This window comes from Streptomyces coerulescens (assembly GCF_042657965.1).
GTDB lineage: Bacteria > Actinomycetota > Actinomycetes > Streptomycetales > Streptomycetaceae > Streptomyces > Streptomyces coerulescens.
In genome coordinates, this window is sequence record NZ_JBHSKM010000007.1 from 437,075 (window position 1) to 448,573 (window position 11,499).

General features: G+C 72.9%; 11 protein-coding genes. 5 read left to right on the plus strand and 6 right to left on the minus strand.

All coding sequences use genetic code 11. The features are described 5' to 3' along the window. Nucleotides 1-190: 190 nt before the first annotated feature. The 5 genes from ACFPQ9_RS13880 to ACFPQ9_RS13900 all read left to right on the plus strand — a co-directional run bounded on the left by ACFPQ9_RS13880 (nucleotide 191) and on the right by ACFPQ9_RS13900 (nucleotide 4,946). Entirely contained in the window at nucleotides 191-1,039 is an 849-nt protein-coding gene (locus ACFPQ9_RS13880) for a transporter substrate-binding domain-containing protein (RefSeq protein WP_380852129.1), read from the plus strand. Nucleotides 1,040-1,044: 5 nt separating this feature from the next. Further along, nucleotides 1,045-1,878 carry an amino acid ABC transporter permease gene (locus ACFPQ9_RS13885; RefSeq protein WP_346183037.1) on the plus strand — a complete coding sequence of 278 codons (834 nt, stop codon included), beginning with the start codon at nucleotides 1,045-1,047 and terminating at the stop codon, nucleotides 1,876-1,878. Further along, nucleotides 1,875-2,669, plus strand: a complete 795-nt coding sequence (locus ACFPQ9_RS13890) for an amino acid ABC transporter ATP-binding protein (RefSeq protein ID WP_380852132.1) — start codon at nucleotides 1,875-1,877, stop codon at nucleotides 2,667-2,669. Before ACFPQ9_RS13885 ends, ACFPQ9_RS13890 begins: the two co-directional genes overlap by 4 nt. Before the next feature lie 21 nt (nucleotides 2,670-2,690). Next, nucleotides 2,691-3,782, plus strand: a complete 1,092-nt coding sequence (locus tag ACFPQ9_RS13895) for an amidohydrolase family protein (protein WP_380852135.1) — start codon at nucleotides 2,691-2,693, stop codon at nucleotides 3,780-3,782. A 255-nt stretch (nucleotides 3,783-4,037) separates the two neighbouring features. Next, nucleotides 4,038-4,946, plus strand: a complete 909-nt coding sequence (locus tag ACFPQ9_RS13900) for an SCO1860 family LAETG-anchored protein (RefSeq protein WP_380852138.1) — start codon at nucleotides 4,038-4,040, stop codon at nucleotides 4,944-4,946. Nucleotides 4,947-5,126: 180 nt separating this feature from the next. Here the strand turns inward: ACFPQ9_RS13900 and cobC are convergent, their stop codons facing one another. Genes cobC through cobM form a run of 6 tightly spaced genes read right to left on the minus strand, consistent with a single transcriptional unit; the run spans nucleotide 5,127 to nucleotide 11,423 of the window. Then, nucleotides 5,127-6,188: an Rv2231c family pyridoxal phosphate-dependent protein CobC gene (cobC, locus tag ACFPQ9_RS13905; protein ID WP_380852141.1), complete on the minus strand. Its 1,062-nt coding sequence runs from the start codon at nucleotides 6,186-6,188 to the stop codon at nucleotides 5,127-5,129. Further along, nucleotides 6,178-7,098, minus strand: a complete 921-nt coding sequence (locus ACFPQ9_RS13910; RefSeq protein WP_380852144.1) for a sirohydrochlorin chelatase — start codon at nucleotides 7,096-7,098, stop codon at nucleotides 6,178-6,180. Before ACFPQ9_RS13910 ends, cobC begins: the two co-directional genes overlap by 11 nt. After that, the gene (locus ACFPQ9_RS13915) at nucleotides 7,095-7,685 is read right to left on the minus strand and encodes a precorrin-8X methylmutase (RefSeq protein WP_380852146.1); all 591 of its coding nucleotides are present in this window, start codon (nucleotides 7,683-7,685) and stop codon (nucleotides 7,095-7,097) included. The genes ACFPQ9_RS13910 and ACFPQ9_RS13915 overlap by 4 nt, the downstream gene beginning before the upstream one ends. Beyond that, nucleotides 7,682-9,373, minus strand: a complete 1,692-nt coding sequence (gene cobJ, locus ACFPQ9_RS13920) for a precorrin-3B C(17)-methyltransferase (RefSeq protein ID WP_380852148.1) — start codon at nucleotides 9,371-9,373, stop codon at nucleotides 7,682-7,684. Before cobJ ends, ACFPQ9_RS13915 begins: the two co-directional genes overlap by 4 nt. After that, complete coding sequence (cbiE, locus tag ACFPQ9_RS13925) at nucleotides 9,370-10,608, minus strand: precorrin-6y C5,15-methyltransferase (decarboxylating) subunit CbiE (RefSeq protein WP_380852150.1); 1,239 nt, start codon at nucleotides 10,606-10,608, stop codon at nucleotides 9,370-9,372. Before cbiE ends, cobJ begins: the two co-directional genes overlap by 4 nt. After that, nucleotides 10,605-11,423, minus strand: coding sequence for a precorrin-4 C(11)-methyltransferase (gene cobM / locus ACFPQ9_RS13930; protein ID WP_380852152.1), 819 nt, complete (start codon nucleotides 11,421-11,423; stop codon nucleotides 10,605-10,607). The genes cbiE and cobM overlap by 4 nt, the downstream gene beginning before the upstream one ends. Nucleotides 11,424-11,499: the final 76 nt, after the last annotated feature.

The window sequence follows — 11,499 nt, forward strand, 5'->3', positions numbered from 1 at the left end:
CGCTCAAGGGTCGACGTCCCGAGCGTAACCGGGCGGTAACCGGGCGCCCCAACACCCCACCCGGGCGCCCGACAACGCGCCTCGCACCCGACTTCTTAGGTCGAACGGCCACAGAGCCATCGGATTGGTTTGAGGAGCCCAAACGTTTCCTTATAATCGGAACTCAAAGTTCCCTCACAGGAGGCTCCCCGTGAAGACGACCCTCGGGCGCCGGACCCGCATTCTGGCCGCCACCACCGCGACGGCCGGGCTGGTGCTCGTGGCCGGCTGCTCCTCCGACGACGGCGGCGGCAGCGGCACGAAGACCGCGGCCGGCGGTGTCGAGCTCGTCAAGGCGGGCCAGCTCACCACCTGCACCCACCTGCCCTACCCGCCCTTCCAGTCGGAGATCGACGGCAAGGTGCAGGGCTTCGACGTCGCCCTGATCGACCTGCTCGCCAAGAACCTGGGCGTGAAGCAGGAGATCCTCGACACCCCCTTCGAGAACTTCAAGACGGGCGCGTTCCTGAACTCCGGCGAGTGCGACCTCGCCGCCGCCGGCATGACGATCACCGACGAGCGCAAGAAGAACGTCGACTTCTCCGACCCGTACTTCGAGGCCACCCAGGCCGTCCTGGTCGACAAGAAGAGCGGCATCTCCTCCTTCGCCGACCTCAAGGGCAAGAAGGTCGGCGCCCAGGCGCAGACCACCGGCGAGGACTACGCCAAGAGCAAGGGCCTGGACCCGGTCTCCTTCGAGTCCTCCGACGCCGTCCTCAACGGCCTGCGCACCGGCCAGGTCCAGGCCGTCGTCATCGACTACCCGGTCGTCCAGGGCTGGCTGAAGGACAAGGCCAACGCGGACGCGTTCGAGGTCGCCGAGCAGGTCAACACCGGTGAGCAGTACGGCGTCACGGTGAAGAAGGGCAACGACAAGCTCCGCGAGGCCATCAACAAGGCGATCAAGGACGCGAAGGCCGACGGCACGTACAAGAAGCTGTACGAGCAGTGGATCGGCCCGTACGACGAGTCCGCCGCCTCTCCGTCGCCCGCCGCCTGAACCCGATGAGCGGCGCAGAGGTACCACTCCAGCCGAAGAAGAAGGGCCTGACCCGGCGACAGAAGCGCAGCCTGTCGCGCGGCGTCCAGTACGTCGTCTTCGTCGCGGCCGTGATCGCCTTCGCGGTCGCGGCCGACTGGGGACGGCTGAAGAACCAGTTCGCGCAAGGCGCGATCGCCCGGGAGATGTTCCCGGACGTCATCACCCTCGCGCTGAAGAACACCGTGCTGTACACCGTGTCCGGCTTCGTCGTCGGACTGGTCCTCGGCATGGTGATCGCGCTGATGCGGCTGTCGTCCGTGGGCCCGTACCGCTGGCTCGCCGGCATCTACATCGAGATCTTCCGCGGCCTGCCCGCCCTGCTGATCTTCATCTTCATCGGGGTCGCGGTTCCGCTGGCCTTCCCCGGCACGGAAATCCCGGGCGGCACCTACGGCAAGGTCGCGCTCGCACTCGGCCTGGTGGCCGCCGCGTACATGGCCGAGACGATCCGCGCGGGCATCCAGGCGGTGCCCAAGGGACAGATGGAGGCGGCGCGTTCGCTCGGCTTCTCGCCCGCCCGCGCCATGATCTCGATCATCATCCCGCAGGCGTTCCGGATCATCCTCCCGCCGCTCACCAACGAACTCGTCCTGCTGTTCAAGGACTCCTCGCTGGTGCTGTTCCTCGGTGTGACGCTGGAGGAGCGCGAGCTGTCGAAGTTCGGCCGTGACCTGGCCAGCCAGACCGCCAACTCCACGCCGATCCTGGTCGCGGGCCTGTGCTATCTGCTGGTCACGATCCCGCTCGGCTTCGTCGTACGCCGTATGGAGGCCAAGGCACAGGAGGCCGTCAAGTGAGTAACGAGGCAGAGATCGAAGTCCGGGGCCTGCACAAGTCCTTCGGCGACAACGAGGTGCTGCGCGGCATCGACCTGGAGATCCGCCGGGGCGAGGTCGTGTGTGTCATCGGCCCGTCCGGCTCGGGCAAGTCGACGCTGCTGCGGTGCGTCAACCTGCTGGAGGAGCCCACCAAGGGCCAGGTCTTCGTCGGCGGCACCGAACTCACCGACCCGGACGTCGACATCGACGCCGTACGCCGCCGTATCGGCATGGTCTTCCAGCAGTTCAACCTGTTCCCGCACCTCACGGTGACCGAGAACCTCACGCTGCCGCAGCGCCGTGTCCTCGGGCGCGACAAGGCGGCCGCGGCGAAGGTCGCCGCCGAGAACCTGGAGCGGGTCGGCCTGTCCGAGAAGGCGACCGCGTACCCGGCGTCCCTCTCCGGCGGCCAGCAGCAGCGCGTCGCCATCGCCCGCGCCCTCGCCATGGGCCCGCAGGTGATGCTGTTCGACGAGCCGACGTCCGCGCTCGACCCCGAGCTGGTGGGGGACGTCCTGGCCGTCATGCGCATGCTCGCCGATGAAGGCATGACCATGATGGTCGTCACGCACGAGATGACCTTCGCACGCGAGGTCGCCGACCGGGTCGTGTTCATGGACGGCGGAGTGGTCGTCGAGGACGGCACCCCCGACCAGGTCATCGGCAACCCGGCCCACGAACGGACCCGCCACTTCCTGTCCCGGCTGCTGGACCCGGCGATGGCCGAAGTCGAGGAGGAGACCTCCGACCAGGTGGGCAAGGGCGACTAGCCGCTCATTAAGGTGCAGGGCATGAGCGAACGCACGGTGCTGCACGTGAAGGGCCGGATCCTCGTCGGCCCGGACGACGTCCGGGACGAGCTGTGGGTCGTCGGCGGCCGGATCTCCTACGAGCGCCCTGTCGGCGCCCGTGACATCCGTACGGTGGCGGGCTGGGCCCTGCCCGGCCTCGTCGACGCGCACTGCCACGTCGGCCTCGGCGCGCACGGCCCGGTCGGCGACGACGTCGCCGAGAAACAGGCGCTCACCGACCGCGAGGCGGGCACCCTGCTGATCCGTGACGCCGGCTCGCCCTCCGACACCCGCTGGGTCGACGACCGGGACGACCTGCCGAAGATCATCAGGGCCGGCCGGCACATCGCCCGCACCCGCCGCTACATCCGCGGCTACGCCCACGAGATCGAGCCGGAGGACCTGGTCGCCTACGTCGCCCAGGAGGCCCGGCGCGGCGACGGCTGGGTCAAGCTGGTCGGCGACTGGATCGACCGCGACCTCGGGGACCTCGCGCCCACCTGGCCGCGCGAGGCGGTCGAGGCGGGGATCGCGGAGGCCCACCGGCTGGGCGCCCGGGTCACCGCGCACTGCTTCGCCGAGAGCTCGCTGCGCGACCTGGTCGAGGCGGGCATCGACTGCGTCGAGCACGCGACGGGTCTGACGGACGACCTGATCCCGCTGTTCGCCGAGCGCGGGGTGGCCATCGTCCCCACCCTCGTCAACATCGCCACCTTCCCGGCGCTGGCCGACGGCGGCCAGTCCAAGTACCCGCGCTGGTCGGACCACATGCGCCGGCTGTACGACCGCCGCTACGACACGGTCCGCGCCGCCCACGACGCCGGGATCCCGGTCTTCGTCGGCACCGACGCCGGCGGCACCCTGCCGCACGGGCTCGTGGCGGCCGAGGTGGCGGAGCTGGTGACCGCGGGCATCCCCGCGGTGGAGGCCCTCGCGGCGTCGACCTGGAGCGCTCGGACCTGGCTGGGGCGGCCGGGTCTGGAGGAGGGCGCGGCCGCGGACCTCGTGGTGTACGAGACCGACCCGCGCGCGGACGTCCGCGTCCTCGCCGCACCTCGACGGATCGTGCTCAACGGGCGGGTCGTCGGCTAGCGGACCGTTCACTCAGCGTGACGACTGTCGTACCGTGTCATGCGCCCGGCCCCCTGGTGTGCGCCGACGTCGCCACGCGCACGCTCGCACAGAAGGGGGTACGGGGGTGACTTCAAGGAACATCCGTGCCCAGGGATTCGAAAAACTTCACGGGAGAGTCACGTTGGAGTGAACTCCCGCCGGACTGCTGACTCTTCACTCTCAGTGCGCGATTCTTGCCGGGTCCCGAGCAAGTCTCCTCTGGGGGTCCCCACCTTGAACGGCAAGAACTTCCGCCTGCCCGCACGCCGTCTCGCCACCGTCGCGACGGCCACCGCCCTGACCGCGGCCCCCGTGGTCATGGGCGCCGCGGGCCCCGCGCACGCGACCGGCGACGAGGGTCGCGCGAGTGCCGTCGTGCTCCGTACGGGGCTCGACGTCTCCCTGCTCAACAAGACCGTGAACGTCCCGCTCGCGGTCTCCCTGAACGAGGTCCAGGCGCCGCAGAGCGCCGAGAAGGCCACCCTGACGGCCCAGTTGAACGGCGTCGACGGCGGCCGGCCCTTCAGTGTCCTGAACGCCGAGGTCGCCCAGTCCAAGGCGACCGTCGAGGACGGCAAGGCCGAGGGGTACACCAACCTCGCCCACGCCAAGGTCCACGTCCCCGGTCTGCCGCTGCTGTCGCTCATCGAGGTCGGCCAGGTCACCTCCAAGGCGACCTGCGAGGCCGGCAAGGAGCCGACCGCCTCCTCCAACCTGCTCGGCGACGTCACCGTGCTGGGCAAGAAGGTCACGCTGACCGCCGGCGGCACCACGAACGTCGAGGTGCCCGGCGTCGGCGACGTCCGGATCGACTACTCCAAGACGGAGCAGACCTCGCGCACCGCCGCCGCGACCGCCCTCGAACTCAAGGTCTCCATCAACCCGTTGAAGCTGAACGTCGCCGAGGTCGAAGGCACCCTGACCTTGGCGAAGGCGACCTGCGAGACCCCGGCCGAGCCCGCGCAGCAGGCCGAGCCGAGCACGGATCCGGCCGGCGACGTGAAGCCCCAGGGCGAGCCCGCCGACGAGGGCCTCGCCGAGACCGGCGGCAACTCCATGACGCCGTACATCGCGGGCGGCGCGGTGGCCCTGCTCCTCGCGGGCGGCGGCGCGGTGGCGCTGGCCCGACGCAACAAGGGCTGACCCCACGGGCACCCGGGAACCGGGCGGCTCTGGCTCAGCCGACCGCCCGGTCCAGTGCCTGCCGCGTCCAGTGCCTGCCGGATCCAGTGCCCGTCGGCCTCGGCTCAGCCCGTTGCCGGGTCCAGTGCCCGTCGGCCTCGGCTCAGCCCGCTGCCGGGTCCAGTGCCCGTCGGCCCCGGCTCAGCCCGCCGCCGGGTTCGCAGCCCGTTCCAGCGCCCGCAGGAACCCGTTGACGGTCGCCCGGTCCCGTACCGCCAGGCGCAGCCACTCCTCGTCGAGGCCGGGGAAGGTGTCCCCGCGGCGGACCGCGTACCCGAGGTCGCGCAGGCGTCGGCGCACCGCGGCCGCCCCCGGCAGCCGTACGAGGACGAAGGGCCCTTCGGCCGGTTCCACGACCCGTAGTCCGGCCCGCGCGAACTCGGCCAGTCCCGCGACGAGATGGGCCCGGTCCGCGGCGATGCGGTGGGCCGCGTGGGCCGCCTCCGCCAGCGCCCGGGACGACACACATGCCTCGGCGGCTGCCAGCGCCGGCGTGGACACCGGCCACAGCGGCTGGGCGCGCTCCAGATCGGCGACCGTCTCCGGGGCGGCCAGGACGTAGCCGATGCGCAGCCCGGCCAGCCCCCAGGTCTTGGTCAGGCTGCGCAGCACCACAAGGCCCGGCACATCGGTCCGCCCGGCGAGCGCCTCCCGCTCGCCCGGCACCGCGTCCATGAACGCCTCGTCCACCACCAGCGTCCGCCCGGGACGGGCGAGTTCGGCGACGGCCGCGGCAGGGTGCAGCACGGAGGTCGGGTTCGTCGGGTTGCCGATCACCACCAGGTCGGCGTCCTCGGGGACGGCCGCCGGATCGAGGCGGAAGCCGTCCTCGGCGCGCAGCAGCACCCGGTCCACGGTGTGCCCGGCGTCGCGCAGCGCCGCTTCCGGCTCCGTGAACTGCGGGTGCACGACGACCGGCCGGCGCACCTTCAGCGCGCGGGCCAGCAGCACGAACGCCTCCGCCGCCCCGGCCGTCAGCAGCACCCGCTCCGTCGGCAGCCCGTGCCGCGCCGCGACCGCCGCCCGCGCGGCCCGCCCGTCCGGGTAGGCCGCGAGCGAGCCCAGCGACCCGGCGATCCGCTCGCGCAGCCAGGCGGGCGGTGTGTCCGCGCGGACGTTCACCGCCAGGTCGACGAGCGCCGAACCGTCGTCACGGACCTCGGCGTCGCCGTGATGACGCAGGTCGTGCGCCTCAGTGGGCATGGGTGTGGGCGCCGTGGTGGTGATGACCGTGCCCGTGGTGGTGGTCGTCGTCCGGGTGGAAGTGCGGCTGCTGCGGCAGGCCGACCTTGTCCTCGAAGCCGGGCAGTGCGATGCGGTACACGCACGAGTCGCAGTTCATCCGCAGGTCGCCCTTCACCGCCTCCTCGTAGCGCTCCATCACCAGGTCGAGCAGCTCCGGCTCCGGGCCGATGACATCCGCCGAGCGCACGTCGATCTCCGGGTGGGCGGCCGCCCAGCCCTCCGTCTGATGGCGCACCCGGTCCGGCAGGATGCCGGTGAACAGGAAGTACGGCAGGACGACGATCTTCCGCGCCCCCAGCCGCACACACCGGTCCAGGCCGCTCGGCACGTCCGGCGCCGCCAGCGACACGAACGCCGTCTCCACGCCCGCGTAACCGCGTCCCTCCCACAGCAGCCGCGCCGCCTTGTGCACCTCGGCGTTGGCGTCCGGGTCGGTCGAACCGCGCCCCACCAGCAGCACGGTCACGTCCTGCCGGCCCTGCGGGTCACGCCCGCCCAGGGCCTCGTCGAGCCGCCGCTCCAGCACGTTCAGCAGCGCCGGGTGCGGGCCCAGCGGGCGGCCGTAGGTGTAGGAGATCCCGGGGTGGCGCTCCTTCTCACGGGCCAGCGCGGCCGGGATGTCGCCCTTGGCGTGCCCGGCGGACACCAGCATCAGCGGTACCGCGGCGAACCGCCGCACGCCCCGCTCCACCAGCTCGGTGACGGCCTCGCCCAGCGGCGGCGGGGACAGCTCGATGAAGCCGCCCGCGACGGGCAGTTCGGGATGGCGGCGCCCCAGCTCCCGGACGAAGTCGCGGAACGCCTCGGCTCCGGCGTCGTCCCGGGTGCCATGACCGGCGATGAGCAGAGCGGGCGGCGGGGTGGTCACGATTTCTCCTCGGAGTGCGAAACGGGGTGGTACAGCAGGGCGTTGAGCGCGGCGGAGGCCACGGCCGAACCGCCCTTCTCGGACACGTTGCTCACAGCGGGCAGCCCGCTCTCACGCAACGCGGCCTTGGACTCGACCGCGCCGACGAAGCCGACGGGCAGGCCGATGACGAGCGCGGGGGAGACACCGAGGGTCAGCAGCTCCTCCAGGGCGGTCGGCGCGTTGCCGATCACCCAGAGCGCCCCCGGGCCGACCTGCTCGAACGCGAGCCGGATCGCGTGCGCGGAGCGGGTCAGCCCCGGACCGGCCACCGCGTCCCGGAGCCGGCAGACCGTCTCCCGGCGGGTGATCCCGGCGGCCACCATCTCCACGTCGGTGACCACGGGCGCCCCGGCGTGCAGCGCGGCATGCGCCTTCGCCAGCTCGCCCTCGTCCATGACGAGGTCGCTCGCGTAGTCGAGGTCGGCGGCGGAGTGGACGACCCGCTCCACCACCGCCCGGGTCAGCGGCGGGAAGTGCGAGGTGTCCAGCCGGGCGCGCATCCGCCGGTAGGACTCCTCCTCGATCGGATGGACGACTCGGTTCACCTCGGGCCCTCCTGCGCTGCCTGCCAGCGGTAGCCGCGCGGTGTCACCATGCGCCCGGCGATGTCCCGGGTCGCGGTGTTGCCGACGGTCACGACCGTCATCATGTCGACCGTCGCCGGGTCCAGGGAGCCCAGTGTCGTGAGCCGACTGGACTCGTCCGGCCGCGACGCGTTCCGTACGACCCCGACCGGCGTCGTGGGCGTGCGGTGCTCGGCGAGGAGCGCCAGCGCCTTGGGCAGCTGCCAGTCGCGGCCCCGGGAGCGCGGGTTGTAGAAGGTGACCACGATGTCCGCCTCGGCCGCCGCCCGCACCCGCCGCTCGATGACCTCCCACGGGGTGTGCAGGTCGGACAGGCTGATCGACACATGGTCGTGGCCGAGCGGGGCGCCGAGGATCGCGGCGGCGGCGAGCGCGGCCGTCACCCCCGGTACGCCGATCACGTCGATGTCGTCGGACGCCTCGGCGAGCGCGGGGGAGGCCATGGCGTACACGCCCGCGTCCCCGCTGCCGATCAGCGCGACGGCCTGCCCCTTGCGGGCCTCCTCGACGGCCGTGCGCGCCCGCTCCTCCTCGGCGCCGAGCCCCGACTCCAGGATCCGGGTGCCGGGCCGCAGCAGATCGCGGATCTGGTCGACGTACTGGTCGAGGCCGACCAGCACCGACGCCCGCCGCAGCTCCGCCTTCGCGCGCGGCGTGAGCAGATCCCGGGCGCCCGGCCCGAGTCCGACCACCGCGAGCCGGCCGCGCCCCGGGCGCCGTACGACGGCACAGGTCGCCATGGCGGGGGTCGCCGTGGACTTGCGCTTCGGCACGAGGAGTTCGCCGCCGCCGATCAGGGCCGCGGCCTCGGCGACCGAGGGGGTGCCCACGGCGGCCAGCGGCGCGGCGGAGGGGTTGGGGACCTCCACCGCGGCCAGTTCGCCGGCGGAGTGGGTGACGAGGGGGACACCGAGGCGCCCGGCGGCCTCGACGATGCCGGGCTCGTCGGCCTTGGCGTCGACGGTGGCGAGTTCGGCGAGGGAGGCGGGGGCGAGCCCGGCGTCGCGGAGGCTCTCCTCGATGAGCGTCAGCACCTCGTCGGCCGGCGCGCCCTTGGACGCTCCGACGCCGACGACGAGCGACGGCGGCCGCAGCACGACCTCCCTCTCGACGGGCTGCACCAGCCGGTCCGTCACCCGGATCGTGTAAGCGCCCCCGGCACCGGCCCGCAGCGGCGGCAGTGGCCAGGCCACCTCGGCCCGCAGCGCCACCGGCTCCCCGTCGAGCAGCGCCCGCGACACCCCGGCGACATCGCCCTCGACGGGCAGCCCGAGCGTGTCCAGACCGGGCACCCCCACGGCATCGGTGGCCGTCGTCACCACCGGCTCGGCGCCCAGCAACTCGCCCACCTCGCGGGCGAGTTCATTGGCGCCGCCGCCATGCCCGCCGACCAGCGACACGGCGAACCGCCCGCCCTCGTCGACGCACACCACACCCGGGTCGGTGGCCTTGCCGGCCAGCAGCGGGGCGACCAGCCGGACCACCGCGCCGGTCGCCAGGAAGCACACGAGCTGCTCGCACTCCGCGAACGCCCGCCGCACGGCGTCCCCGACGGGTCCGTGGTACACGCGCACCCGGTCCGGCCACGCCGCGGCCAGCCGGTCCCGCGCCGCCGCCCCCGCCGCGGTGGCGGAAATGAGGCCGATCACTGAGCAACTCCCTCACGGTCCAGGGGCTTTCTGACACCCCACAACAGGAACACCGGATTCGTCGACGCGAGCCGCGTCACATCCCCCGGCAGCGGCGCGAGCCGCGAGGAGTGCAGCAGCACCCCGTCGCAGTCGAACCCGGCGCCGGCCAGCGCCTCGCGCGCCGCCGGAACCCGGTCCAGCGCCGCCATCGCGACGACGACCGCACGCCGGGCGCGCCGCGCGCACGCGGTGACGATGGCCGGCAGCTCGCGCCCCCCGCCGCCGATGAACACGGCGTCCGGATCGTCGAGGTCGGACAGGACGGTGGGCGCCGCCCCGTGCACGACATGCACGTCGACGCCGTGCGCGACGGCGTTGGCGCGGATCCGCTCGACCCCGTCCCGGGTCTTCTCGACCGCGGTGACGGCGGCACCCAGCCGCGCGCACTCCACGGCCACCGAGCCCGAGCCCGCGCCGACGTCCCACACCAAGTCGCCCAGTCGCGGCCCGAGACGGGCCAGTGCCAGGGCCCGTACCTCGAACTTGGTGATCATCGAGTCGCGGTGGGCGAACGTGTTCTCGTCCAGCGCCCACGCGGTCGGACCGGCGCCCGCCCCGGCGACCGTACGCACCCCACCGAGCACCCGCGCCGGGTCCAGACACAGCACCACGCTCACGGACGGGCCCCAGTCACGGGCGGCGGCCTCCGCGGGCGTCATCCGCTCCACCCGCTCGTCCTCGGAACCCAGCGCGGAGGCCACGACGAGCACCCTCGTGTCGGCCTTGCGGGCGAGCGCGGCGCCCAGTTCGGCCGGCCCGGAGCCCGGACCGGTCAGCACGGCCACCTTCGGACGGGCCCGGCACACGTTCACGGCCGTACGCAGCTCCCGCCCGTGCGCGCTGACCACGACCGCGTCGTCCCAGGGCAGCCCGATCCGGGCGAACGCGGCGGCGACGGAGGACACACCGGGCCGCACGTCCAGACGCTCCGCCCCGAACCGCTCGGCCAGCGCCCGCACGATCCCGAAGAACCCGGGGTCGCCGGAGGCCAGCACGACCACACGCCGGTCCTTCTCGACGTACTCCGCGATGGTGTCGAGAGCGGGGGCCAACGCCCCGAGCACGACCCGCTCGACGTCGTCCGCAGGTCGCGCGGCGTCCAGATGCCGCCGCCCGCCGACGACCAGTTCGGCCCCGACGAGGACGTCTCCGGGCAGCGGCTCGCCCGTCCCCGTGCCGACGACGGTGATCACGTACCGGCTCCCCGCTCGCGCAGCGCCTTGCGCGCCTGGGGATCGGCCTTGCGGTATCCGTGGAAGTGGCCGGGGTGGTACAGATGCGAGCGCGTGCCGTGGGCGTCGAGGGCCGGGCCGACCAGGAACAGGGTGTGCTTCCAGAGCTTGTGCTCCTTGACGGTCTCCTCCAGCGTCCCGATGGTGCAGCGCACCACCAGCTCCTCCGGCCAGGTCGCCTGGTAGGCGACCACGACCGGCGTGGACGTCGGATACCCGCCCTCCAGCAGCTCCCGCACGAGCTGCCCGCTGCGGGCCGCCGACAGGAAGATCGCCATGGTGGTGCCGTGCTTGGCGAACTCCCGGACCTCCTCACCGGGCGGCATCGGCGTCTTGCCGCCGCCGAGCCGGGTCAGCACCACGGACTGGGCGACCTCGGGGATGGTCAGTTCCCGCTGGGCGAGCGCGGCGACGGCGGAGAAGGCGGAGACGCCGGGCACGATCTCGGTGGCGATGCCGATCGAGGCACACCGGTCGAGCTGCTCCTGCGTGCCGCCCCAGAGCGCCGGGTCGCCCGAGTGGATCCGGGCGACCTTGAGGTTCTCGGCCCACGCCCGCTCGTACACGCCGACCACATCCTCCAGGGACATGGTCGCCGAGTCGAGGATCTCGGCGCCCTCACGGGCGTGCTGGAGGACCTCCGCCTGGACCAGGCTGGCCGCCCAGATCACGATGTCGGCCTCGGCGATGGCGCGCGCGGCACGGAACGTCAGCAGATCGGCGGCGCCGGGGCCGGCACCGACGAAGGTCACTTTGCCGGTGGGGGCATCGGCCATGGGGATCGGTCCTCTCCTACAGGTACAGGGGGTTGGTGGGTGCGAGACCTACCGAACAGCGGGTGCGGGGACGGGC